The sequence below is a fragment of the Rhodococcus sp. LB1 genome (assembly GCF_001583455.1).
Classification (GTDB): Bacteria; Actinomycetota; Actinomycetes; order Mycobacteriales; family Mycobacteriaceae; genus Rhodococcus_F; species Rhodococcus_F opacus.
The window spans coordinates 1-24,568 of sequence record NZ_LTCZ01000182.1; the positions used below are offsets into that span (position 1 = coordinate 1).

Below are 24,568 nucleotides of genomic sequence, written 5' to 3' on the forward strand. Positions count from 1 at the left end.
CCGAACACCAGCGACTCGGGATACTCGACGAGAACATCGAGCAGGGCACGGTTGATCGAGAGGGCGAGAGTCAGTAGGCCCTCGTGTTCTGGCAGTGGGCTGCCGACGATCTGGGCTCGACGGGCCGGGTAGGTCCGTCGTGGTTCGGCGGCCCTCGCCTCGTCGAGTCCCTCGGTCAGTGGCCGCATCACTGCGGCGGGACTGTCGAGTTGCGGCAGCTCGCCGACTTCCTCTGCGAGCGCGGCCACCTCGGCACGCTTGTTCTCGTAGAGCCCGAGGATGTCGGCGGGGCTCAGGTGTCCTCGCTCGATCAGCCGCTTCGCCGTGCACAGCAACGGATCCCGGTCGAAGTCTGCGATGATTTCGCTGGTGGTGCGATAGGCGGCTTCGAAGTCGGAGCCGGCGTGGCCCATCAACCGCACGGTGCGCAGGTGCAGGAACGCCGGCTTGCGGTGCCTGCGAACCCAGTCGGCGGCATGCTTCGCCGTCGCGTACGCCGCCGGCAGATCGGAGCCGTCCGCCTCCAAGTAATCGAGACCTTCACGGTTGCCGAAGTTCGCGCAAATCCACCCCTTCGGCGTCTTGGTGCTGATGCCGATGCCGTTGTCTTCGCAGACGAACAACAGCGGAAGCGGAAGGCCCTGGAAGGCCGAGTGGATGGCGGTGTTGATCGCGCCGATCGCGGTCGAGTGGTTCGCCGAGGCGTCTCCGAAACTGCATACCGCGATCGCGTCCTCGGGCCACGCGGAGAGCACGTTCAGTTTGGCGGCGCGGGCGATGGAGAAGGCGACGCCGACCGCGCGGGGCAGGTGAGATGCGATCGTCGAGGTCTGGGGAATGATGTTGAGGTCGTGGCGGCCGAACACCTTGTGCCGGCCGCCGGACATCGGTTCCTCGGTGGCGGCGACAACGCCGAGAAGCACATCGCGCAGCGGGTTGCTGCCTCGGACCTGCCGGGCGCGTTGGAGGAAGAACGCACCGGAACGGTAGTGCAGCAGCGCCGGGTCGGTGGGTCGGAGGGCTCCCGCGACGACGGCGTTGCCTTCGTGCCCGGACGATCCGATCGTGTAGAAGCCCTTGCCATTCGAGCGAAGCCGGCGGGCAACCAGATCCAGGTGCCGACTGCCCAATTGAGAATCGAACAGGTCGAGGGTTTGCTGCACGGACAGGCTCGATCCTGCCTCGACGGGCTGGTCGTGATCGGTCAGGCCTGGACGTGTCGTATCGGCCATCCCGGCAACGGTGGTGGTGAAGTATGCATCGATCTGTTCGGCCATGAGTCCGGCTCCTGAGGGGCAGGTGATCGTCGTCTGCTGGGCGGCGCAATGGGTGGGGGTCAGACGATGTTCGTCTCACCTGCGCCGATACCGGCCTGCGCGAAACGGTCCAGGGTGAACGAGCTGATGTCGTATCCGGGCTCTTTGCCGTGGTAGAGGTCGCGCACGATCTCGCCGGTCGCCGGTCCCATCAGGAAGCCGTGGCCGGAGTAGCCGGTGGCGATGAGCAGGCCCTCGACCTCGGTGGAGCGGTCGATGATCTGGTTGCGGTCGGGGGTGACCTCGTAGAGGCCGGCCCAACCGGTGCTGATGCCGTAGTCCAGTACGGCCGGCACCCGGGTCTCGGCGATGGCGCCCAGTCCCATCAGCCAGTCCTCGAGTTCGAACTTGAGGTTGAATCCCTCGCGCTCGTTCGGGTCGGACCAGCCCAGAAGCAGGCCTTTGCCTTCCGGGTGGAAGTAGAAGTTCGACGGGAAGTCGATGGTCAGCGACGGCGAGGATTCGGGCAACTCGGACAGCGGCTCGGTGAAGGCGATCTGTCGACGGACGGGAACGACGGGGATGTTCACCCCGAGCATGTTGCCGATACCGGCCGACCAGGCTCCGGCGGCGCAGACCACGGCGTCGGTCTTGATGCGTCCGTGTTCGGTCACGACTGCGGTAATGGTGCCGCCGGTGCTCTCGATGTCGGTGACCGCGCAGTGGCGGACGATGCGGGCGCCGTGTCGACGGGCAGCGGCGGCGTATCCCATCACGACCGATTCGGGGGTGGCCTTGCCGTCCTGGGGTGACCAGGAGGCGGCGAGGAGTCCGTCCGTGCTGATGAGCGGCGAGATCTTCTGCGCTTCTTCGGGGGTGACCATGCGGCTCGGAACGCCGTGGCGGTTCTGCAGTGCGACGCTTTCGGTGAAGATGTCGACGTTGGCCTGGTCCGAGAGGAGATAGAGGTAGCCGTCGCGGCTGAAGTCGATCTCCTGGTGGTACTCCTGCGCGAACCGCGAGTACACGTCGAGGCCGCGCAGACCGATCGCGATGTTGGCCTCGTTGCTGAAGGAGGCGCGAACACCACCGGCGGCCTTGCAGGTCGAGCCGCAGGCCAACTCGTCCTTTTCCAGCAGGACGACATCGGAGACCCCGGATTCGGCGAGGTGGAACGCAATGCTGGCGCCGATGACGCCGCCGCCGATCACGACGACGGACGCCTGTTCGGGAAGTTCCTTGCTCATGTCGTCCTCTTCTTTCCTTCGAGAGTAGTGATGTGATGCCCGACCGGTTTCCGGGACACCTGACGAACGACCGGGTCGATGGCTATGCCTGGATGAATGGGGCGCGCCCGCTGACCGGAGTGGGTCACACAGTCAGCGGGCGCGTGGTGGGTGCCGAACGTTCTAGAACGCGGCGGTGTGCGGGGCACGCCCACGGAGCACCATGGCTTCGCGCACGCGCTCCTGGGCGGTGGTGCGGGCCACCGCGTGGGTGGTCCGCCCCTGCACCTTCGACGCGTCGAGGGTGTCGATGGTGCTGGCGCGCAGCTTGTTCGAGATGTTGTCGAACACGGCTGCCGGTTCGGGACGGATTCCGGAGTAGCGAGCGTCCATCGCCACGGCTGCGGCAACCACACCGCCGGCGTTGGCGATGAAATCCGGAACCACGGTCACGCCGCGGTCGAACAGCACCGACTGTGCTTCGGGGCTGCTCGGCAGGTTCGCGCCTTCGACGACGATCTTGGCCGGCAACGTCCGGGCGAGATCGACGTCGATGACGTCCTGCAACGCTGCCGGGATCAGGATGTCCGCGGTCACCGAGAGTTCTTCCCCGGCCGCGAGAGGCTTCGCGTCGGAGTACTGGTCGACGAGTCCGTCACCGTACTGATCACGCAGGTCGAGCAAGGTGGCGACGTCGAGCCCGTCCGGGTTGTGGATGCCGCCCTGCGAGGTGGACACAGCGACCACGGTGGCCCCGAGTTCGGTGAGGCGCTTCGCGCTCGCCGCTCCGACCGCGCCGAAGCCCTGGATGGACACGCTCAGCGAACCGGTGGACAGGCCGAGGGTCTGCGCGGCGGCGTCCGCCGACTCCGCGACGCCGTGGCCGGTGACCCCGAGCTGGTCGTACGGGAGCCCGCCGAGCGCGTGAGGGGTGCCCACCGCGCCGCCGCGTCCGCCGACCTCGTCGAGCATGATCGCGGCGTCCTTCTCGGTCAATCCCACGTCGAGCCCGAAGACGTACTCCTCGGGGACCTCGTTGCGCAGTGCCCGGACGAAGGCACGCAGCACCGCTTCCTTGGAGGAGGCAGTCGGGTCGGCCCAGATACCGGCCTTGGCGCCGCCGTAGAAGAGGTCGACCCCCGCCCACTTCCAGGTCATGTTGCGGGCCAGCCTGGCGACCTCGCCGACACTGACCGTGGTGGACATGCGGGTGCCGCCCTTGCCCATTCCGCGGGCGGTGTTGTCGATGACCAGAACGCCGCGCATGCCGGTGCGTCCGTCGGAGACACACACGACCTTCTCCGGGCCCCATTCGTCGATCAATTCGAACATCGTCGTTGCTCCTCGTGCGATTCGAAAGGGGGATGTCAGCCGAAGTTGACGCCCTGAGCCAGGGGCAGCTCGCGGGAGTAGTTGATGGTGTTGGTCGCCCGGCGCATGTAGGCGCGCCAAGCGTCCGAGCCGGATTCGCGGCCGCCGCCGGTGGTCTTCTCGCCGCCGAACGCGCCGCCGATCTCGGCGCCGGACGTGCCGATGTTGACGTTGACGATGCCGCAGTCCGAACCGTCAGCTGCGATGAACCGCTCGGCCTCACGCTGGTCGGTGGTGAAGATCGACGACGACAGGCCCTGCGGGACGTCGTTGTGCAGGGCGATCGCTTCCTCGAACGTGTTGTAGGTCAGCACGTAGAGGATCGGGGCGAAGGTTTCGTCCTTGACGATCTCGCTCTGGGCCGGCATCCGCACGATCGCCGGCTCGACGTAGTACGAGTCTTCGCTGCTCGGGCGGCGTTTTCCGCCGACGAGGATCTCGCCGCCCTGCGCGACGGCCTTGTCGAGGGCTGCGGTCATGTTGGCGTGGGACTTGCCGTCGATCAGCGGGCCCACGAGGGTGCCGTCGGCGAACGGGTCACCGATCGGGAGTCGGCCGTAGACCTGGGAAATCCGGTCGATCAGCTCGTCGGCGATGTCCTGGTGGACGATGATGCGGCGCATCGAGGTGCAGCGCTGACCGGCGGTCCCGGCAGCGGCGAAAACGATTCCGCGGGTAGCGATGTCGAGGTCCGCCGACGGGGTGACGATCGCAGCGTTGTTTCCGCCGAGCTCGAGGATGGCACGGCCGAACCGGGCGGCGACGCGGGGAGCGATCTGCTCACCCATCCGCTCGGAACCGGTGGCGCTGATCAAAGGCACCTTCGGGCTGTCGATCAGGGCCTGGGTGTCGGCGGCACTCGCCGAGACGAGGACATTCAGGTTGGCCGGGGCGCCGGATTCTTCTGCGGCACGGTCGAACAGCGCCGAGCATGCGGCGGCGGTGAGGGTGGTCAGCTGCGCCGGCTTCCAGATCACCGAATCCCCGCAGACGATGGCAAGAGCAAGGTTCCACGACCACACCGCGGCCGGGAAGTTGAACGCCGAGACGACACCGACGACACCGAGCGGGTGCCACGTCTCCATCAGTCGGTGTCCGGGACGCTCCGAGGGCATGGTGCGGCCGTCGAGCTGCCGGGACAGACCGACCGCGAAGTCGCAGATGTCGATCATTTCCTGGACCTCGCCGAGTGCCTCCGAGCGGATCTTGCCGACCTCGATGCTGATCAGGTTGGCGACGTCTTCCTTGTGCTCGGTGAGCAGTTCGCCGAGCCGCTTGATCAGGAACCCGCGGACCGGGCCGGGAACGGTGCGCCACTGCAGGAACGCCTCGTGGGCGGCATCGATCGCGGCCTCGACATCCGCGGCGTCGGCGGCGGGATAGTCGAAGAGGCTCTCCCCCGTGACCGGGGTGCGGGCGGTGATGGTGTTCTCGACCCCGGCGGTATCGAGTACGGCCGGGTCGACCCCACATCGCTGCAGGCTGGTGCGTGCGAGAGTGCGCAGTTCGTCCGTGGTGGGCAGGGCGATGGTCTCGGCGACAGCGGTGCTCATTTACTTGACTCCTTGGGTAGCGATGGGTGCCGGTTCTTCGATGGGTCCGCGGATTCCCAATTGGTTGGCAACGTGATCGAGGGATGCGCGGCGGATCCCGTCGTAGAGCGTGTACGGGTCGTGCAGTGGGCGGCCCAGAACTCCTTCCATCCAGGCGGCGTCGATATCGGTCGTCGACTGTGTGGTGTCCTTGTGTCCGTCCGAGGTCAGGTTGGACTGGAAGATCCCGGCCGCGGATTTCGGCAGGAAGTCCTCGTAAACGATCGGCTCCGGGCGAACCCAGCCCTGATCGATCAGATCCTGTAGTGATCGTCCGGGCACCGTGCCGTTGCGCTGCTTGTCGGTGTCGACCCGGTACGTGAAGTACGCCAGATCGTGCAGGGCAAGCCCCTGTTCGGTGGCAGGCACCTGCTGATTCCACAGCTCGGCGGCGATCTCGTTGCGTACCTCGGCCGACACCGGCGCGGTCGCGGCCGCCTCTCGGACCGCCTGCTCGACCTCGACGGTCAACCGGTCGTAGACCTCGCGGCCGCGGACGGTGGCAGCGATACCGCGGGCCTCCACCTCACCGAAACGCACCCGCAGTGAACCCTTCTCGACGCTGCCGCCGGGTTCGCGGAACACCCGCGGTTCGGCGAGAGCCCGGAACGAGGTCTGCCGCAGCAGCAGATCCGGACCGGCCCACCGCGGCGGACCCTGGATCGTGTCGATCATGTCGATCCGGCGACGCTCCATGCGGGCGTAGAGATCGTCGATGTCGAGCACCCGCGGGGTCAGGTGGTTGATGTGTGTGCTGGTGACGCCACCGATATCGGCGGCCACCGAGGAGACCTGCTCGAGTTCGCGGTACCAGGCGCGGTCTACGGCCTCGGTGGACAGCTTGAATGCCGCGGTGGCCAACGTCAGGAACATCTCGGCGTCACCGGAATTCAGCCCCCGGTACTCGGTCGCCCGGTCGGCGAGGACCAGCAGTTCGGTGGTGAACAGCCTGCGCTTGGCGAGGAAGCTTTCGAGGCGTTGCTGCAGATCGGCGCTGAAGAAGCGGCGATCCGCGGGCACCAGCATGGAGGTGAACACCCGGAAGGGGTTGCGCGCCAGTTCGTCCGGGTCCGTCGGACGGAAAGCCGTCGAGACGACCGGAACCGAGCTGGCAGCGGCCTCGCGCAGGTCGTAGAACCCGACCGGGTACATGCCCATGGCCGCGAACACGCGGGCGACCTGGGCCATCTCCTGCGGGGTGCCCACTCGGATGGCTCCGTGGCGTTCGGCGGTGACCCGGGCGATGGAACCCAGACGTTCTGCGCTCGCACCGAGATTCGACAGCACGGTGTCGTTGACGGCCTGCGATACCTCGAGCAACGTGGTGTATGCGGGAACTTCCTTCCCGTACATATGCGAGAGACGGCGAGCGAACTCGGCGCGCAGTTCCCACTGCTGAGTGATCGGCATGGCGTGCAACTCCAGGGTCGATGAGGATCGGGTGAGATCGAGATCGTGGTCGCCGGCCGGCTCCGAAGAGCTCCGACGTGTCCGACGTCTCGTTCCGCACGTTCATCGTGGTCCGCGGAAATGAATAGCACCAGCGAAGAAAGTTAGCCACTACCGTTTAGAATCTCTATATGAATATGAGCTTGGCGCACCTCGTCGCACTCCGAGAGCTGGCCCGGCGTGGAACGATGGTCGCGGTCGCCGAGGAACTCGGGTACACCGCGGGCGCCGTATCGCAGCAGATCGCAGCCTTGGAGAAAGCCGTCGGCTCCCGGCTCGTCACCAAGGTGGGTCGCAATGTCGTGCTCACCGATTCCGGCACCGTTCTGGCCGAGCATGCGGTGAAGATCTTGAGCGCGGAACAGAGGGCCCTCGACGCGCTGCGCGCGGTGCACGACGACGTCGCTGCGCCTCTTCTTCTCGGCACCTTCGGTAGTACCGCTGCGGCGTTGTTGCCACCGGTGGTGGCCGCAGCGCAGCGCAAGTACCCGCATCTCGCGCTGAGCAGCCGCGAACTCGACGTCGACGAGGCCGCCACCGCGGTCCAACGCGGTCAGGTCGACGTCGCATTCGGGCTGGACTACCCCAATTCACCGATGCCCCGCACACCGGATATCGAAATGATCACCCTGCGCAGCGAGCGATTCGGACTCGCCGTCTCCTCCGGCGCCTACGGCATCCGCACCGAAGGCACCATCGATCTGCGCGAGGCCGCGGAGTGGAACTGGATCCTGCCGCCCGCGGAAACCCAGTTCGGTCGCGCTGTTCGTATCGCCTGCCGCCAGGAGGGTTTCGAGCCGATCGTGCGGCACGAAATCGTCGACACCGCCGTATCTCTGGCGCTGGCCGGAAAGGGGCTGGGGGCGGCGCCGGTCACCGACATGATGATCAGGCTCAACAGTTCGGTGCCGATCATCCGCGTCGACCTCGCGCAGGAGATCGGTCGGCGAATCGTCCTCATACGCCTCGCCGGCTCGGAGACCAGGCCTACGGTGCGGGCCGTCACCGACATCGTTCGCGCCGCGGTCGACCCCGCGGCGGCCGAGAAGATCTGATCTCTGATCGATAACAGCAGTCAGGCTTGCTCCCCGTTGCGGCCCTCGTCGGTGCCGAGATGCTCGAAGATGAATCGCCCGAGGGTGAGGCCGACATGCAACTCGAGGCGCTGCGCACCCACCGACAGATCGAGGCCGGTGATTTCCTCGATCTTCGCGAGGCGATAGTACAGCGTCTGGCGGTGAATGCCGAGGACACCGGCCGTTGCGCCGGTGTCACCGGCCTGGTCCAGGTAGGTCTGCGCGGTGACGAGCAGGTCGATGTTGCGGTGGTCGAGCAGGGCCCGCACGGACGGGGTGAGGACTGCATCGGCGAGGACGCTGGTGGGCCCGCAGGACGACAGCCGGTAGATGCCGAGTTCTTCCCAGTAGGCGATCGGTCCCATCGATTCGTCGTGCCGGGCGACCCGGACGCCGAGCTTGGCCTGCTGCCAGCTTCGGCGCGCAGATCGCAACCCCCGATACGAACCCCCCACCCCGACCAGAGCACCGGCACCCGCGCCGCTTTCGGCAATGGCCCGAACGGGGTCGACGGCGCCGTCGCCGGCGGGAACCATGACCGCGGTCAGCGATCCGATCGGTGCCGGCAGAGTGCGTGTGCCGGGGGCGGGCAGGAGACCATCGACAGCCAGCACGGTCAACGCGCTGCCGTCCGGAAAGAGTCCGGAGTCTTCGATGCGAGTAATCGCACGGGCGAATGCCTTTCGGTCACCTTCGAGGAGGTCTGCGACGGCGACCGCCATATCGTCCCGGCCCCGGGAGGTGCGTGCGAGTTGTGCGCCGGCCTGCCCTGCCAGGGACATTGCGACGGTGAGATCGCCATCGGACACTGCGCTGTTCTCATCCGGCAAGACGAACAGATATCCGAATGCCGTGCCTGCGTAGCGGGCCGGAAGGCAGATCCGCGACGACGCCTCGATATCTGGATTCTCTGGCGTAATCACTGGGCGCGTGGTATCGGCAATCCCGAAACTTTCGTACCACGCACGCGCCTCCGGCGGGCAACTGCGGGTGAGGATCGACTGCACCCGATCTTTGTCGACGTCCGGTGACTGGGTGCTGTAGGCGATCAGCGAAAAGGCCCGGTCGACCAGGACCACTGATGCCGCCAGGCGTTCGGCCACCTCGGTGACCACTTCATCGAGATTCACTTCACCATCTCCGTGAACTGCGTATTTCGTGAGCGATAACTGTGGCGATCATTCGGAGTCGGCCATACATGTGTCTGACTGCCGGGGCGGAAAGTTCTGGCACCTGTCCCTAGCATGCTACGTGATTGGCCGTTACGTTGATCACACACGAACGGAAGTTCGCCATCTCGCCGGGACCTGGACGGCATTTCCGACCTCGGACCGTCACGGTATCGCGGCGTCCGATCACGCCTGCGACCACCGGGGCACAGTTCACGCTTTCGATCTCGTGTCCGACTCGACCTTTGGAGCGTTTGATGTCCACTCTCGAACAACCGCCCGAGACGTTGCAGAAGTCTCTGAAACAACGACACCTCACCATGATCGCGATCGGGGGTGTCATCGGCGCCGGCCTCTTCGTGGGCTCGAGCGCCCTGCTGCACACCTCCGGCCCCGCTGCATTCGTGTCGTACGCCATCACCGGTGTCGTCATCGTCCTCGTGATGCGCATGCTCGGCGAAATGGCCACCACCAACCCGTCGACCGGATCGTTCGCCGGCTATGCGCGCAAGGCGTTCGGGGGGTGGGCCGGCTTCACGACCGGCTGGCTGTACTGGTTCTTCTGGGTCGTCGCGGTGGGCGCCGAAGCCGTCATCGGCGGCAAACTGCTGCAACGCTGGATCGACCTGCCCTCCTGGGTGATGGCCGTCGTCCTGTTGCTGGCCATGGTCGCCACCAACCTCCGCTCGGTCCGCAACTTCGGAGAGTTCGAATACTGGTTCGCAGGCATCAAGGTCGCCGCGATCCTGCTGTTCCTCGGCCTCGGTGCCGCCTACGTCTTCGGGCTGTGGCCCAGCCATTCCGCCGACTTCTCCAACCTCACCGATCACGGCGGCTTCACCCCCAACGGCTGGACCGTCATCCTCTCCGGCGTCGTCGTCGCCGTCTTCTCCATGGTCGGTCCCGAAATCGCCACCATCGCCGCCGCCGAATCCGCCGAACCGGAGAAGGCCGTCGCCAAGGCCACCAACTCCGTGATCGCCCGCATCGGATTCTTCTACATCGGCTCCGTGCTGCTGCTCGCCATCATCGTGCCCTGGACCGACGTCAAGGTCGGCCAGTCGCCGTTCGTCGACGCCCTCACCCACATGGGCATTCCCGGTGGACCCGACATCATGAACGCTGTGGTGCTCGTCGCCGTACTGTCCTGCCTGAACTCCGGCCTCTACACCTCCTCGCGGATGCTCTTCACCCTCGCGCACAAAGGCGATGCGCCACAGAGCATCGCAAGGCTGGACAAGCACGGCGTCCCCCGCAACTCGCTGCTCCTCGCAACCCTCGTCGGCTTCGCCTGCATCGGCCTCGACTACCTCTCCCCCGAAACCGTCTTCGCCTTCCTGCTCAACGCCTCCGGCGCCACCATCCTGATGGTCTACCTCATGATCGCGATGTCGCAGATCAAACTGCGCGGCCTGATGACCCGCGAAGAAGTCGCCCGACTCCGCCTGAAGATGTGGCTGTTCCCCTACCTGTCCATCCTCGCCGCCGGCGGCATCCTCGCCGTGCTGGTGTCGATGTTCTACGTCGAATCGTCCCGTTCGCAGATCTCCCTGAGCGTCGGAGCCCTTATCGCGACGTTGATCGCCTACCGGCTTCGCCGTCGCATCAACCCACAGAGTCCGCTCGCGGACAACATCTCCGTTCCCGCTCCTGGGCCGATCACCAGGCCCGCCTCGAAGTAACACCCGGGGTGGCGGCGAGTGAGACCCACGGTCTCCCGCCGCCACCCCCGTTGTTTGTGTGCACACCCGAGAGGGGTGCTCCCGCACATGCTGTGCAGGAGCACCCCTCTCGACGTTTCCGATCCGAGGGACCACCGATGGTCAGTCCCGTCGGCGCGTAGCATCGGCGTCGAGTTGCGCGGCGAGCAACTGCGCCAAGTGGTCACCGCGACGATCGGTCAGATCCGACAACTGGGTCCGGCAGGAGTAGCCGTCGGCCAGAATCGTGGTGTCCGAGTCCGCCCCCGCCACGGCGGGCAGGAGCTGCTGCTCGGCGACGGCAACCGACACCTCGTAATGCCCCTTCTCCACACCGAAGTTGCCGGCCAATCCGCAGCAGCCGCCCAGCCGCTGAACCTGTGCACCGGCCTTCTCCAGAAGCTGCGCGTCCGGACTCCACCCCATCACCGAATGGTGGTGGCAGTGCGGCTGTGCGACAACGGACTTGCCTTCGAGAGACGGCGGTTCCCACCCTCGGTCCGTCAACAGTTCCGCGAGGGTGCGGGTTGCGTCGGCGACCGGTTCGGCCGTCGTCCGACCGAGCAGTTCCGCGGCGTCCGAGCGCAACACACCCGTGCAGGACGGCTCCATTCCGACGATCGGAATTCCGGCCGCGGCACTACCGGACAGAGCGTCCACGGTGCGGCCGAGGATCTTCTTCGCCGCAGTGAGCTGGCCGGTGGAGATCCAGGTGAGCCCGCAGCACTGCTGCTTGTCGGTCAGTTGCGGCCGGTAGCCGGCGGCCTCGAGCACCTGCACCGTTGCGTGCCCGACCTCGGGGGTGAAGTAATTGGTGAACGAGTCCACGAACAGCAGCACCGGGTCACCGGTTGTCGCACGGTCGTTCGCCGTGGCCTTGAACCAGGACCGGAACGTCTGCTTCGCGAATGGTGGGATGGTGCGGCGCTTGTCCACCCCGGCCGAGGACAACGCCAGCGGTCCGATGCCGGGAACGCGCATCGTGGCGTTGACCAGACCGGGCGCGCGGCTGGCGATCTTCGCCCATCGCGGGAGCCATCCCAGCGAGTAGTGCGAGGCGGGCCGGATGCGGCCCTTGTAGCTCTGGTGCAGCACTTCGGATTTGAATGCGGCCATGTCGACACCGGTCGGGCAGTCCGAGGAGCACCCCTTGCAGGACAGGCACAGGTCGAGGGCGTCGTGAACTTCGGGCGATCGCCAGCCACCCTCGATGTCGGTGCCGTTGATCATCTCCTGCAGCACGCGCGCGCGGCCGCGGGTGGAGTCCTTCTCCTCCCGGGTCGCCTGATACGAGGGGCACATGACTCCCCCGGTGGCGGTGTTGTCGGCCCGGCATTTTCCGACGCCGGTGCAGCGGTGCACCGCCTGGGTGAAGTCGCCGTCGTCGTGGTGGTAGGCCAGGGCCAGGTTGCGGCGCAGGAGCGGGGCTGCAGGAATGCGCAGGTCCGCGTCGACCGGACGGGGGTCGACCACAACACCCGGGTTGAGGATGTTGTCCGGGTCGAAGACGTGCTTGACGGCAGCGAAGAGATTCATCGCGTCCGGTGAGTACATCAGTGGCAACAGTTCGCTGCGGGCGCGACCGTCCCCGTGCTCACCGGACAGGGATCCGCCGTAACCGGCGACGAGTGTGCTCGCCGCGACCAGGAAGTCCCGGAAGGTGCCGCTGCCGCCGGGCTTGTCGAGCGGCCAATCAATCCGCACGTGCAGACATCCGTCACCGAAGTGCCCGTACGGCAGGCCGGTGACGTTGAATTCGTCCATCAGGGCGTCGAAGTCGCGGAGGTAGTCGCCGAGCATGGCCGGCGGCACTGCCGCGTCCTCCCACCCCGCGTGCGCGGGCAGACCGGCGGGACTGCGGCCGGCGAGTCCGGCACCATCGGCGCGGATCCGCCACAGCTGGGCGGTACGGCCCGCGTCGGTGACCACGAGGCTGTCCACGGCTCCGCAGTCGCGTCCGACCTGCTGCGCCCTGGTAATCGTCTCGTCGAGGTCGTCGCCGACGACCTCCACGAACAACCAGGCCGCCCCGGTGGGCAACGGCGGAACCGCGTCCGGGCCGCGGCGCTCACGCACGACCTCGACGATCCGGGAATCGATACCCTCGCAGGCGGTCGGATCGAACTTCAGCACCAGCGGGGTCGCGTCGCCCGCCGACGCGATGTCGGCGTATCCCAGCACGACCAGGACGCGGTGGGCGGGCTCGGATACCAAGCGGACTGTCGCACGAGTTGCCACCGCGAGGGTGCCCTCCGTGCCGACCAGCATGCGGGTGACATCGAACCGATTCTCCGGCAGGAGGTGTTCGAGGGCGTATCCGGACACCTGACGGCCGAACTGCCCGAGCTCGGTGCGGATGGTCGCCAAACCGGCGCGGGTGACGTGCTGTAGTGCACTCAGCGCCGGGGAGGCCGTCACCTCACCGGCCGAACCCAGGTGCAACGACTCCCCGGTCCCGGTCAGCACGTGCAAGCCCTTCACGTTGTCCGAGGTCCGGCCGTATCCGAGCGTGCGCGAACCGCAGGCATTGTTTCCGATCATGCCGCCGATGGTGCAGCGGGTGAACGTCGAGGGGTCGGGCCCGAATCGGAGGCCGTGCGGTGCAACGGCCCGCTGCAGCACCGTCTGAATCGTGCCCGGCTCGACGGTGGCGGTCTGCGCGTCCCTGTCGATCGAGAGCACCCGGTTCATGTGCCGGCTGAAGTCGAGAATCAGTCCCGCCCCGACAGCGTTACCCGCAACGGACGTGCCGCCACCGCGAGAGGTCAGCGGCACGCCCACTCTGCGGCACACCGCGAGGGCGGCAGCCACCTCGTCGGCATGGCGCGGCCGCGCGACGACCAGCGGTCGCACCCGGTACAGGGACGCATCGGACGAATAGGCAGCGCGGGTGGTGCCGTCGGAGAGAACGTCGCTCACTCCCGAACTGCGCAGCTCAGCGGCCAGTGATTCAGCGGAGATCATTCGTAGCATGCTACAACCTCTAGCATGCTACGAACAGCCCGGTGTTGTTACAGTGATCGGGTGGCAGACGAAGCGCTCGAACTCGAACCGCTCACCCCGTTCACGGGACGCCGGATGGAGCAGGCGATCGCGGCGGTACGGGCGGCCATCGACGACGGCCGCATGAAACCGGGAGTGAAGTACTCGGTCTACCAACTCGCCGAGGGTCTGGGCATTTCCCGAACCCCGGTGCGGGACGCTCTACTGCGCCTGGAAGAAGTGGGACTCATCAAGTTCGAAGCACGCCAGGGCTTCCGCATACTCCTCCCCCGGCCGAAGGAGATCGCGGAGATCTTCGCAGTCCGGTTGGCCCTGGAACTTCCCGCAGTCCGCAAAGCCGCAACCGTGGCCGACCCCACGCTCTCGGACGCACTGCAGCGACAGCGACGCCTGATGCAGGACGCTGCCGCCGGCGGCGATGAACACGAATTCGCCCATCATGATCTGGGGCTTCACGACCTGATCCTCGACGCCGCCGACAACGCCCGCGCACGCGCGATCGTCAAGACCCTGCGTGAAACCACCCGGCTACTCGGGGCCAACACCGCCGACAGGACCCGAACTCTCACCGACATCGACGACGAGCATGCGCCCATCATCGATGCCATCATCGCCGGGGACCCCGACGGAGCCGAAGCCGCGATGCGCGTTCACCTGGTCAACACCGGGAAACTCCTTGTCACCCAAGCTGTTCTCAGCGACGACTCAGGCCTCTCCGTCGACGACATCTGGTCTGCCGTCATCACCTGACCAACGCGTCAGCTCCGCGGCGGCTTCTCCTGTGTCGTGCGCCGGTGCACGGCAAGTTGCAGTTCGAACAGCAGTCGGTCGGCGGCGTCCTGCAGACCGATCCCGATGATCTCTTCCACTCGGCGGATCCGGTACCGCAGCGTGTTGGGATGCACGCTCAGTGCGGCGGCGGCGCTACGGACGTCCCCGTGCTCGGCGAGGTAGGTCTCGGCGCTCTCGCACAGGTTGGAAGCATGCTTACGGTCGTAGTCGAACATCGCGTCGAGGCGCGGATCGTGCAGTTCCGGGTGCTCGCCGACGAGGTCGAGGATCTCCCCGAGCAGCACCGCGGTGCGGGATTCGGCGAGGGTGGTCACCCGCCCCTCCGGGAAGGTGGCGGCAGTGCCGTCGAGAACCCTGTCGACCTCGACGCGCGCCGCGGCCACCTGTGCGAGATCAGGAACCGGGACAGCGATGGCGGCCCGCAGCACGATCGACCGCTTGGCCTCGAACTGGTCGATGAGCTGCCGCGCCCACGCGGTGACCCCCGCAGCGGACTTGTAGCGAGGAAGGAGCACATAAGCGCGATCACCGATCACAGTGGCGACCGAATGGCGACTGAACGAGCTCGCATGCAGGCGGAGCATGCTGCCCATGCCGGCGAACTCGCCGGTGGCCGTCGAGCTCACCGATCCGGTCGGCGCGAAGCCCACGACGGCCGCCGCGCCGCTCATCGGCAAGTTCAGGGCACTGGCCACGGAGGGAACGTCGACACCCCCACCACGCGCACCGAACAACCGTTGGACCAGCAGCCCCTCGGTCGAGGGGACGTTGAGACTTCGGGAGATGATCCGGGCTGCAATCGCCGAAGCGCCACGCAACACGTCCCCCGCATCGGGATCGAACGGTGCGTCGCCTTGTTGCACCCAGATCGAACCGAGAAGCCGGGGTGCGGTCGAGGTGTCCTCGCTGGGCTGGCGGATGCTGACCACCAAGCGCCGCTTGGTGGCGAGCTCCTCGTGCTCGGGCACGTCGATGACCTCGTCGCTTTCGCGGAGCCGGTCGAACACTCCCCACTTCTGCAGTGTCCGCAGGTAATCGCGTGGGCCCTCGCGGCCGAGGATCGACAAGGCTCGCAATTCGTCTGCCGCTTCGTCGGAGGCAGAGTACGCGAGCACCTTCGACTGGGCGTCCTCGATCGAGACCATCCCCCCGGCGTTCTGGGCGACGATCTGCGCGAGGCCGAACAGGTCGGTGTCCGTGGCGAGCAGATCGGGATCCGCAGGTGCGCCACGCTCGCGGCGAGAGCGGTCGAGCATGCGCTGGACCAGCGGGAACACGTGATCCCATCGAGCCTTCGGGTGCACCGCCACGAGGGCGACGCCGGCACGGCGCGCCGCAGCCTGCACTGCGCTCGACTCGTGCGCCGTCTTGGACATCACCGCATGCGGCCGGTGCTCGCGCGCACGCCCGGAGACGTCGTCGAACCAGCGCACGGCGTCGGCGTCTGCAACCCCGACATGGAGATACAAATCCTGCATCGGAGATTGCGATTCGGTTTCGACCGTGAGGTCGGAGCTGTCGACGAGCGCCATCGATGCGACGACGACGTCGTCGCCCGCGGGAGCGTCGATCAGCTCGACGACCGCGGTGTCGAGAGCACGGAGAAGTTCACGCAGCGTGATGGTTTCGGCAGAAGCAGCGGGACCCGCGGCAGGGTTTCGATCTCCGGGTATCACCGGCATCGCTCCATTCGGAGGGTGAGGATCAGGTTTAGCCAACAGTACAATCAAAAACACCCGTTCTTGTCGAGCTGGCTCAATATCTTGGCTCCGTTCTGGTGTTGACTACGTCTAGTTCGAGCGGCGATTCTTTCGCCGCCACATCTCGCAGGAGGTTTCATGGACGCCGTCACCACCACTCCCCAGCCGATCAACGAGCCGGTGGGCTCCTTCGACCCGGGAAGCCCAGAACGGGTGCGGCTGCAGTCGAAGCTGGCCGAGCTGGGGTCGAACCCCACCGAGATCCACAACGTCATCGGCGGTGTGCACCGGCGCGGCACCGGCCCCGCGATCGACGTCGTACAGCCGCACCGGCACGCCGCGGTCCTGGGCACGTTCACCAATGCCCGCGCCCAGGACATCCAGGACGCCGTCACCGCCGCCACCGCCGCTGCCCCGGCCTGGCGGGCACTGTCCTTCGAGGACCGCGCCGCGGTGTTCCTGCGCGCGGCCGACCTGCTGTCCGGCCCGTGGCGTGAAACCCTCGCCGCCGCAACCATGCTCGGCCAGTCCAAGACCGCGTACCAGGCCGAGATCGACACCCCGTGCGAGCTGATCGACTTCTGGCGCTTCAACGTGCACTTCTCCCGCCAGATCCTCGCCGACCAACCGATCTCCTCCCCCGGCGTGTGGAACAAGCTCGAATACCGCTCCCTCGAGGGCTTCGTCTACGCCATCACCCCGTTCAACTTCACCGCCATCGCCGGCAACCTGCCCACCGCCCCCGCCCTGATGGGCAACACCGTGGTGTGGAAGCCCTCGCAGACCCAGGCCGTCGCCGCGTACTGGACGATGAAACTGCTCGAGGCCGCAGGCCTGCCCCCGGGTGTGATCAACCTCGTCAACGGCCCCGGCGCCGAGGTCTCCGACATCGTCCTCGCCGACCCCCGCCTCGCCGGAATCCACTTCACCGGCTCCACCGCCACCTTCCAGCACCTGTGGCGCCAAGTCGGCGACAACATCGCCAACTACAACAGCTACCCACGCCTGGTCGGCGAAACCGGCGGCAAGGACTTCGTCCTCGCCCACAGCTCCGCCAACCCCGACACCCTCACCACCGCACTGCTGCGCGGCGCGTTCGACTACCAGGGGCAGAAATGCTCCGCGGCCTCCCGCGCCTTCGTCCCCAAGTCCCTGTGGGCGAAGATGGGCAACGACTTCATCGAGAAGGCATCGACGCTGAAATACGGTGATGTCACAGACTTCTCGAACTTCGGTGGCGCCGTCATCGACCAGCGGGCCTTCGACCGCAACGCCGACGCCATCGCCCGCGCCAAGGCCACCCCCAGCCTGACCATCGCCGCCGGCGGCCACGTCGACGACAGCCTCGGCTACTTCGTCGACCCCACAGTCCTGCTCGGCGACGACCCCACCGACGAGGCCTTCCGCACCGAATACTTCGGACCGATCCTGTCCGTCCACGTCTACGACGACTCCGCCGCCGGATCGTTCGACAAGGCCCTCGACCTGGTCGACAAGGGGTCCGCGTACGCGCTGACCGGGTCGATCATCGCCGACGACCGCACCGCGATCGCCCAGGCCACCGACGACCTGCGATTCGCCGCCGGCAACTTCTACATCAACGACAAGCCCACCGGCGCCGTCGTCGGACAACAGCCCTTCGGTGGGGCGCGGGCGTCGGGCACCAACGACAAGGCCGGCTCCCCGCAGAACCTGCTCCGCTGGGCCTCCGCCCGCACCATCAAGGAAACGTTCGTCCCGGCCACCGACCACCACTACCCGCACCAGGACATCTGATGGCACTCTCCGATCTGCTCCGGCCCGCCCTGCTCGCCGCAGCCCGCTCGCCCCGCATGGAACGCACCGTCACCAAGATCCCGGTGACCCGCAACCTGGTCGACCGGTTCGTCGCCGGTGAAACCGAGGACCAGGCCGTTGCCGCGACCACCTCGATTTTGGACTCTGGCCGCTACATCAGCATCGACCACCTCGGCGAAGACACCACCGACCTCGCCCAGGCCAACAACACCGTCTCGCACTACACGACGCTGCTGTCCTCGCTGGCGCAGCATGCCCCGGCCACCGACAACAGCGGTCGGCCGCGCAGCATCGAGGTGTCCCTCAAGCTATCCGCGCTCGGACAGTTCCTGCCCCGCGACGGCCACAAGGTGGCACTCGAGAACGCCCACAAGATCTGTACCGCGGCCGAAGAGGCCGGCGTCTGGGTCACGGTCGACGCCGAGGACCACACCACCACGGACTCGACGTTGTCGATCGTGGGTGGACTGCGGCAGGACTTCCCGTCGCTCGGCACCGTGCTGCAGGCGTACCTGAAGCGCACCGAAACGGACTGCAAGGACCTCTCCGGGCCCGGATCACGGATCCGGCTGTGCAAGGGCGCGTACAAGGAACCCGCATCTGTTGCCCATCAAGAGAAGACCGCGGTCGACGGGGCATACCTGCGGTGCCTGCGGATCCTGATGAACGGCCAGGGCTACCCGATGGTCGCCTCCCACGATCCGGCCATGGTCGGCGCCGCGCTGGCGCAGGCGAAGGCCACGGGTCGCACCACCGACGAGTTCGAGATCCAGATGCTCCACGGCATCCGGGACACCGAGCAGTTGCGTCTGGTCGAGCAGCAGCAACACGTGCGGGTCTACCTGCCCTACGGCGAGCAGTGGTACGGCTACTTCATGCGCCGTCTCGCCGAACGCCCCGCCAACCTGGCCTTCTTTCTCAGGTCACTGACCTCGAAGAGGTAACCAGGGACGGGACGCCGGGCAGGCACCACTCCCACCGCATCTCACGCGATGCCCGGTTGCTCCGGGGCGCCTTCGCCCGCGCCGCCTGCCCGGGTGAAGAACGAGACGCGGCCGTTGGTCTCGAGCACGGCAAGCTCGATTTCTGCGATCCGCCGGTTCGACGTCCAGCGACATTCGCTCGGTGCGCAGACGCTGCAGGTCGGGTATCCCGTCACGAACGATGATGACGGGACACCGTGCGTGACCCCACGCACGCGCGGGAACCGCGCATTGGCCCACGCCAGGGCCAGCGTGAGCGGGGCAAAAACCGACCGCGAGGACTGCGGACGTCACGGAGTAGTCCTGTTGCGTCACGTTTGATTCGCTTGTGGCACGGGTAGGCGGAAGATGCAGCAGCGTCGATGTTTCGGATGGGAGGAACACGAGATGGCACGCAAAGATTCGCAACCCCAACTCAAAGACCAGGAGATGTACGAGGAACTCCGCGAGAAGGGCGATTCCAAGGAGAAGGCCGCACGAATCTCCAACGCCGCGGCCAGTTGTGGGCGCGAGAACGTCGGAAAGTCGGGCGGAAAGTCGCGGTCATACGAGGACTGGACGGTCGACGAGCTCCAGAAACGTGCCAAAGAGCTGGGTTTGCAGGGTTATTCGAAACTGAACAAGAAGGAGCTCATCGACGAGCTTCGCAACCACTAGTTATGCGGGGCCGCACGGTCCTGCGCGATCGAGGCCTCACCAGCCGTTGCAACCCGAAAGGTCAGGAGAACAACGTGCTGCTCGATGGTATCAACCACATCGCCTGGATCTCCAAGGATGCTGCCCGCCTGGGCCGGTTCTACGCCGACGTGTTCGACGCCGACGTCGGACCCACACGCACCCACGGCGACGACGGAAACGAAACGATGACCATCATCCGCGTCGGCCCGCACACCGAGCTGAGCATCTTCGTGATCGAAGGCAACACCGAACCTGAGCGCCAAACACCCATGTGGGGACGGGGACGCATCGATCATGTCGGCCTGCAGGCCGCCTCTCACGAAGCATTCGCCACGATTCGGCAACGTCTGATCGACGAGGCGGCGAGCGACGGAACCGTCAACGACTTCGGCGGCGTCGAGAGCATCTTCTTCCGCGACCCCGACGGACTCGAAGGGGAAGTACTGATCGCCAAGTCCTCCCGGTAACACCGCCGTGGCCGGTCACCGGGAGCTCGATCCCCTCATGCCGATGACCCGATTCCGACCTCGATCAGTGCAGCCCGCCGTAACGTGGGACCTCCACCGATCTTCCAGTGACCGACGCGAGGAGTGCTGAAGATGTTCGATCTCCAACCCGCCGCCGGCGTGATGGCCGCTCTCGTGGAGTCCGTGCGCGACGACCAACTCACCGCACCGACACCGTGCCCGGAGCTCACCGTCGGTGATCTCCTCGACCACATCGACGGGCTGTCACTCGCGTTCACCGCCGCCGCGACGAAGACCCCGCCGGCCGGGGGCAGCCAACCGCCCTCAGCCGACTCCGCTCGCCTCGGCACCGACTGGCGCACCCGGATCCCGCAGCGTCTGGCCGCTCTGGCCGGAGCCTGGCGCGAGGAGCCTGCATGGCACGGGACGACCCAGGCAGGTGGACTCGACCTACCGGCCGACATCGCAGGAGTGGTCGCGGTGGACGAGATCGTCGTGCACGGCTGGGACCTCGCCGTCGCCACCGGCCAGAACTTCCACTGCACACCAGAACTACTCGGCGCCGCATACGAGTTCGCGAAGTCATCGGCCGACCAGAACCCCCACGGCACACCTGGACTGTTCGGGCCACCGGTGACCGTTCCACACTCCGCCCCACTGCTCGAACAACTGCTCGGCCTCACCGGCCGCGACCCACGGTGGGTTCCCGCCGCCACGTAGCAGTCCGCACTGTCCGCCGCGGACAAAGCCTGGGGCGAACTCGAGCCCGGCGGAATATTTCGGACCACACTTCCTCCGCATAGTGTCGTGGATCACACGGCAAAGCGGAGGGGATCGAAACAGTGTCCGACATCGGCTATTTCACCTGGGACCTCGCGACCACGCACGGTGACGCACCGTGCCTGCGCGACGACCACCTCGACCTCACGTACCGGCAGTTCGCCGATCGCGTGGATGCGTTCGCGGCACAGCTGAGCGAACACGGGGTCGGCAAGGGTGACGTCGTCGCGGTGATGCTGCCGAACAGGGTGGAGCTGCTCGTCGTGCTGATGGCGGCCTGGCGGCTCGGTGCGGCCGCGACACCGGTCAATCCCACCTTCACCGCCGTGGAAGCGGAGTACCAGATCGCCGACGCCGACGCCGTCCTCGTCGTGAACGAGGGACCGGACGCCCCGACCGCCGGTCGTCCGTCGATCGCGGTCGACGAGATGGCCGCGTCCCAGCCTCCGGGGCCGACCCCGGGCCTCCACCCGGGAGGAAGTGACGTCGCACTACTGATCTACACGTCGGGGTCGACGGGGCGACCTAAGGGTGTCATGCTCACCCACGACAACCTGCAGTTCATGAGTTCTTCTCTGGCCGAGCATCTTTCACTGACCCCCGACGACCACTGCCTCCTCATCCTGCCGCTGTTCCACGTCAACGCGATCTGTGTCAGCTTTCTCGCGCCGATGCTGACCGGAGGGCAACTGAGCGTCACCGGACGGTTTTCCCCGGCCCGATTCTGCGACGACGTCGCCCGGCTGCGGCCGACCTACTTCTCCGCGGTCCCGACGATCTATGCACTGCTCGCGTCACAACCCGACGAGATCGTCACCGACACGTCCTCGTTGCGGTTCGCCGTCTGCGGCGCCGTGCCGATCTCCAAGGAACTTCTCGACCGCGCCGAACAGCGCTTCGGCCTGGTGATCGTCGAAGGGTACGGGCTCACCGAGGGCACGTGCGCATCGGCGTGCAACCCGCCTGCCGGCGTCCGGAAACTCGGCTCCGTGGGGCCCGCACTGCCGAAGCAGACCCTCGCGATCATGGACGATTCGGGCGCTCTGCTCCCCCCGGGATCGGTCGGCGAGGTCGTCGTCCGCGGCGCCAACGTGATGCACGGCTATCTGGGGCGTCCCGAGGAGACCGAGCGGACGATCGTCGACGGATGGCTCCACACGGGCGACGTCGGCCGACTCGACGAAGACGGCTACCTCACCCTCGTCGACCGCGTCAAGGACATGATCATCCGGGGCGGCGAGAACATCTACCCCAAGGAGATCGAAAACGCACTCGCCACTCACGACGGCGTCCTCGAGGCGGCCGTGGTGGGAGCGCCAAACGAGGTGTACGGCGAGGTGCCCGTCGCCTACGTCGTCACCTACCCCGACAGTCCGGTCACCGAGGACCAGCTCACCGAGCACCTGCGCGACCGGCTCACGAAAGTCAAACTGCCCGTAGCCATACACATCGTCGACGCCTTGCCGCGCAACCCCGTCGGCAAGATCGACAAGCCAGGGCTGCGCAGCCGTCACCGCCCGCAACCCGCAGCCACGAGGGGATGAGCAACCGGCTCTCACCGCTCACCACAACACCCTGCCGCAACTCGGGACACCCCCGAGGCGATGACACCTACCCTCCACCCGCCCTATCCAGGAGCATCCGATGGGATTCAAAACCGGGAACTTCCCCGACGTAGACCCCGCAACATTCCTCGACCGCCCCTTCTTCGACCGGATCCGAGCCATGTCGACCCACTGGGTCGACTACGGCTTCGGCACCCCGAAGATGGTGCACTCCATCTACATTCTGAAGTTGCTCGTCCTGTACATCGCCGCCGGCCTGTCGATCGCGACGTTCACGTCCGGATACAACGTGCTCGACGTCGGTTTGTGGTGGAACGCACCCATCGTCTACCAGAAGCTCATCCTGTGGACGCTGCTGGTCGAGACCCTCGGCCTGGGCGGTTCCTGGGGTCCGCTCGCAGGCCACTTCAAACCGATGATGGGCGGCGCCCTGTTCTGGCTCCGGCCGGGAACCATTCGCCTGCCACCGTGGCCGGGGAAGGTGCCGCTGACGTCCGGTGACACCCGCACCGTGTTCGATGTTCTCGTCTATCTCGCCATCCTCGTCAACATCGCCCTGGCGCTCGGGTTCGCCGGCGTGCACACACCGTCTGTCGACGCGGCGCTGCCCGGCAACCACGGTCTGGTGAACCCCACGCTTCTGTTGCCACTGATCGCGCTGCTGATCGTGATCGGGCTGCGCGACAAGGTCATCTTCATCGCCGCCCGCGGCGAGCAGTACTTCCCGGCCGTCGTCTTCTTCGGTGTCCTTCCGTTCGTGGACATGATCGTCGCGCTGAAGCTGCTCATCGTGTCGGTGTGGGTCGGCGCCGGCATCTCGAAACTCGGCCACCACTTCTCGATGGTCGTGCCGCCGATGCTGTCCAACACCCCCTGGTTGCCGTCGAAGACGATCAAGCGCGCCCACTACCGCAGCTTCCCGAACGACCTGCGGCCGTCCATCGTCGCCGGCGGCGTCGCCCACGTCCTGGGCACCGTCGTCGAGGTGGTCACTCCGCTGGTGCTGCTGTTCACCACGAATGGCACCATCACCCTGCTCGCGGTTGCGTTGATGGTGGCGTTCCACCTGTTCATCCTGTCCACATTCCCGCTCGCGGTCCCCCTCGAATGGAACCTGCTGTTCGCGTATGCGGCAGTGTTCCTGTTCCTCGGTTTCCCGAACGCCGCCGGTTTCGGGCTGGGGGACGTCTCCTCACCGCTGCTGCTCGCCGCGATCGTCGCCGCGCTGGTGTTCTTCCCGATCCTCGGCAATCTGCGCCCCGACCTCGTGTCGTTCCTGCCCTCGATGCGGCAGTACGCAGGAAACTGGGCCTCGGCGACCTGGGCGTTCGCCCCGGGTGCGGAGGACAAACTCGACCAGTTCATCAAGCGGCCCAGTCAGAACACCCGCACCCAGTTGCTGGCGACCTATCCGCCCGAGGTGGCCGACGTCGTGATGCACCAGCTGCTCGGCTGGCGGTCGATGCACAGTCAGGGCCGCGCCCTGTTGTCGCTGATGAGTCGGCATCTCGGTGACGACATCGACACCTACTCCCTCCGGGAGGCCGAGTTCAGCTGTAACTCGCTGGTGGCATTCAACTTCGGTGACGGCCACCTGCACAACGAGCACCTCATCGCTGCCATTCAGCGGCGCTGCAACTTCGCGCCCGGCGAGTTCCTGATCGCGTGGATCGAATCGCAGCCCATCCACAAGGGCATCCAGGAGTACAAGGTGATCGACGCCGCCCTCGGTGTCATCGAGCGGGGAACGTACAAGGTGTCCGACGCGATCAACGAGCAGCCGTGGCTGCCGAACGGTCCCATTCCGTTCGAAGTGCGGTGGACGTTGGACATCGACGCCGACCGGGCGATCACCGATCCCGGCTCGCTGTCGGAACCGAGGATGCGCAGCAAGCACGCCACCAATTCGTCCCTTCATGGTGACGAGGGCAGCGGAGTGCTGCGGTGACCACCGCAGTCGTCGT

At 66.5% G+C, this 24,568-nt stretch carries 18 protein-coding genes and 1 pseudogene; 10 read left to right on the forward strand and 9 right to left on the reverse strand.

Annotation, left to right across the window (positions count from 1 at the left end):
* The 5 genes from AZG88_RS23985 to hglS form a co-directional block, all read right to left on the reverse strand.
* The coding region (locus AZG88_RS23985; protein WP_442971744.1) for a thiamine pyrophosphate-dependent enzyme at nt 1–1,232 on the reverse strand (1,232 nt) is incomplete at its 3' end.
* Nucleotides 1,233–1,336: 104 nt separating this feature from the next.
* Nucleotides 1,337–2,503, reverse strand: a complete 1,167-nt coding sequence (locus AZG88_RS23990; protein ID WP_061699435.1) for an NAD(P)/FAD-dependent oxidoreductase — start codon at nt 2,501–2,503, stop codon at nt 1,337–1,339.
* Nucleotides 2,504–2,665: 162 nt separating this feature from the next.
* Nucleotides 2,666–3,814 carry a Glu/Leu/Phe/Val family dehydrogenase gene (locus tag AZG88_RS23995; protein WP_061699436.1) on the reverse strand — a complete coding sequence of 383 codons (1,149 nt, stop codon included), beginning with the start codon at nt 3,812–3,814 and terminating at the stop codon, nt 2,666–2,668.
* A gap of 35 nt (nt 3,815–3,849) precedes the next feature.
* Nucleotides 3,850–5,406, reverse strand: coding sequence for an L-piperidine-6-carboxylate dehydrogenase (gene amaB / locus AZG88_RS24000; protein ID WP_005242143.1), 1,557 nt, complete (start codon nt 5,404–5,406; stop codon nt 3,850–3,852).
* Nucleotides 5,407–6,855 (reverse strand): 2-oxoadipate dioxygenase/decarboxylase, encoded by a 1,449-nt coding sequence (gene hglS / locus AZG88_RS24005; RefSeq protein ID WP_061699437.1) that lies wholly within the window; start codon nt 6,853–6,855, stop codon nt 5,407–5,409.
* Between the two features lie 170 nt (nt 6,856–7,025).
* Here hglS and AZG88_RS24010 point away from each other — a divergent pair, with 170 nt between their 5' ends.
* A complete protein-coding gene (locus tag AZG88_RS24010) occupies nt 7,026–7,949 on the forward strand; it encodes a LysR family transcriptional regulator (RefSeq protein WP_061699438.1) in 924 nt (307 codons plus the stop codon).
* A gap of 20 nt (nt 7,950–7,969) precedes the next feature.
* Here AZG88_RS24010 and AZG88_RS24015 read toward each other — a convergent pair whose 3' ends face one another.
* Nucleotides 7,970–9,100, reverse strand: coding sequence for a PucR family transcriptional regulator (locus AZG88_RS24015; RefSeq protein ID WP_061699439.1), 1,131 nt, complete (start codon nt 9,098–9,100; stop codon nt 7,970–7,972).
* Nucleotides 9,101–9,396: 296 nt separating this feature from the next.
* On the opposite strand from AZG88_RS24015, the gene AZG88_RS24020 reads away from it, so the two are divergent.
* Nucleotides 9,397–10,821, forward strand: a complete 1,425-nt coding sequence (locus AZG88_RS24020) for an amino acid permease (protein WP_061699440.1) — start codon at nt 9,397–9,399, stop codon at nt 10,819–10,821.
* Nucleotides 10,822–10,962: 141 nt separating this feature from the next.
* On the opposite strand, the gene AZG88_RS24025 is transcribed toward AZG88_RS24020, so the two are convergent.
* Nucleotides 10,963–13,812 (reverse strand): FAD-binding and (Fe-S)-binding domain-containing protein, encoded by a 2,850-nt coding sequence (locus AZG88_RS24025; RefSeq protein ID WP_061699441.1) that lies wholly within the window; start codon nt 13,810–13,812, stop codon nt 10,963–10,965.
* Between the two features lie 51 nt (nt 13,813–13,863).
* Between AZG88_RS24025 and AZG88_RS24030 the strand changes: the two genes are divergently transcribed.
* Nucleotides 13,864–14,592 (forward strand): GntR family transcriptional regulator, encoded by a 729-nt coding sequence (locus AZG88_RS24030; RefSeq protein WP_061699442.1) that lies wholly within the window; start codon nt 13,864–13,866, stop codon nt 14,590–14,592.
* A gap of 8 nt (nt 14,593–14,600) precedes the next feature.
* Here AZG88_RS24030 and AZG88_RS24035 read toward each other — a convergent pair whose 3' ends face one another.
* On the reverse strand, nt 14,601–16,316 hold the full coding sequence (locus AZG88_RS24035; protein ID WP_061699443.1) for a PucR family transcriptional regulator: 1,716 nt from the start codon (nt 16,314–16,316) through the stop codon (nt 14,601–14,603).
* A gap of 156 nt (nt 16,317–16,472) precedes the next feature.
* Between AZG88_RS24035 and pruA the strand changes: the two genes are divergently transcribed.
* Together pruA and AZG88_RS24045 are read left to right on the forward strand one after the other, a co-directional pair.
* A complete protein-coding gene (pruA, locus tag AZG88_RS24040) occupies nt 16,473–18,110 on the forward strand; it encodes an L-glutamate gamma-semialdehyde dehydrogenase (RefSeq protein WP_061699444.1) in 1,638 nt (545 codons plus the stop codon).
* On the forward strand, nt 18,110–19,075 hold the full coding sequence (locus tag AZG88_RS24045) for a proline dehydrogenase family protein (RefSeq protein ID WP_061699445.1): 966 nt from the start codon (nt 18,110–18,112) through the stop codon (nt 19,073–19,075). Before pruA ends, AZG88_RS24045 begins: the two co-directional genes overlap by 1 nt.
* Nucleotides 19,076–19,116: 41 nt before the next feature.
* Here the strand turns inward: AZG88_RS24045 and AZG88_RS55690 are convergent.
* A pseudogene (locus AZG88_RS55690) lies at nt 19,117–19,438 on the reverse strand (DUF421 domain-containing protein); the annotation flags it as partial.
* A 63-nt stretch (nt 19,439–19,501) separates the two neighbouring features.
* Between AZG88_RS55690 and AZG88_RS24050 the strand changes: the two are divergent.
* From AZG88_RS24050 to AZG88_RS24070, 5 genes are all read left to right on the forward strand, one after another.
* The gene (locus tag AZG88_RS24050) at nt 19,502–19,771 is read left to right on the forward strand and encodes a DUF7218 family protein (protein ID WP_061699446.1); all 270 of its coding nucleotides are present in this window, start codon (nt 19,502–19,504) and stop codon (nt 19,769–19,771) included.
* Nucleotides 19,772–19,845: 74 nt separating this feature from the next.
* Nucleotides 19,846–20,259 (forward strand): VOC family protein, encoded by a 414-nt coding sequence (locus AZG88_RS24055; RefSeq protein ID WP_061699449.1) that lies wholly within the window; start codon nt 19,846–19,848, stop codon nt 20,257–20,259.
* Nucleotides 20,260–20,391: 132 nt separating this feature from the next.
* Nucleotides 20,392–20,979 (forward strand): TIGR03086 family metal-binding protein, encoded by a 588-nt coding sequence (locus tag AZG88_RS24060; RefSeq protein ID WP_061043624.1) that lies wholly within the window; start codon nt 20,392–20,394, stop codon nt 20,977–20,979.
* Between the two features lie 122 nt (nt 20,980–21,101).
* Nucleotides 21,102–22,583, forward strand: coding sequence for a class I adenylate-forming enzyme family protein (locus AZG88_RS24065; protein WP_061699447.1), 1,482 nt, complete (start codon nt 21,102–21,104; stop codon nt 22,581–22,583).
* Nucleotides 22,584–22,683: 100 nt separating this feature from the next.
* Entirely contained in the window at nt 22,684–24,552 is a 1,869-nt protein-coding gene (locus AZG88_RS24070) for a DUF3556 domain-containing protein (RefSeq protein WP_061699448.1), read from the forward strand.
* Nucleotides 24,553–24,568: the final 16 nt, after the last annotated feature.

Coding starts and splice junctions, on each gene's coding strand:
- AZG88_RS24070 (WP_061699448.1), top strand. CDS start 22,684: ATGGGATTCAAAACCGGGAACTTCCCCGACGTAGACCCCGCAACATTC.
- AZG88_RS24010 (WP_061699438.1), top strand. CDS start 7,026: ATGAATATGAGCTTGGCGCACCTCGTCGCACTCCGAGAGCTGGCCCGG.
- AZG88_RS24045 (WP_061699445.1), top strand. CDS start 18,110: ATGGCACTCTCCGATCTGCTCCGGCCCGCCCTGCTCGCCGCAGCCCGC.
- AZG88_RS24020 (WP_061699440.1), top strand. CDS start 9,397: ATGTCCACTCTCGAACAACCGCCCGAGACGTTGCAGAAGTCTCTGAAA.
- AZG88_RS23995 (WP_061699436.1), bottom strand. CDS start 3,814: ATGTTCGAATTGATCGACGAATGGGGCCCGGAGAAGGTCGTGTGTGTC.
- hglS (WP_061699437.1), bottom strand. CDS start 6,855: ATGCCGATCACTCAGCAGTGGGAACTGCGCGCCGAGTTCGCTCGCCGT.
- AZG88_RS24050 (WP_061699446.1), top strand. CDS start 19,502: ATGGCACGCAAAGATTCGCAACCCCAACTCAAAGACCAGGAGATGTAC.
- AZG88_RS24025 (WP_061699441.1), bottom strand. CDS start 13,812: ATGCTACGAATGATCTCCGCTGAATCACTGGCCGCTGAGCTGCGCAGT.
- amaB (WP_005242143.1), bottom strand. CDS start 5,406: ATGAGCACCGCTGTCGCCGAGACCATCGCCCTGCCCACCACGGACGAA.
- AZG88_RS24060 (WP_061043624.1), top strand. CDS start 20,392: ATGTTCGATCTCCAACCCGCCGCCGGCGTGATGGCCGCTCTCGTGGAG.
- pruA (WP_061699444.1), top strand. CDS start 16,473: ATGGACGCCGTCACCACCACTCCCCAGCCGATCAACGAGCCGGTGGGC.
- AZG88_RS23990 (WP_061699435.1), bottom strand. CDS start 2,503: ATGAGCAAGGAACTTCCCGAACAGGCGTCCGTCGTCGTGATCGGCGGC.
- AZG88_RS24035 (WP_061699443.1), bottom strand. CDS start 16,316: ATGCCGGTGATACCCGGAGATCGAAACCCTGCCGCGGGTCCCGCTGCT.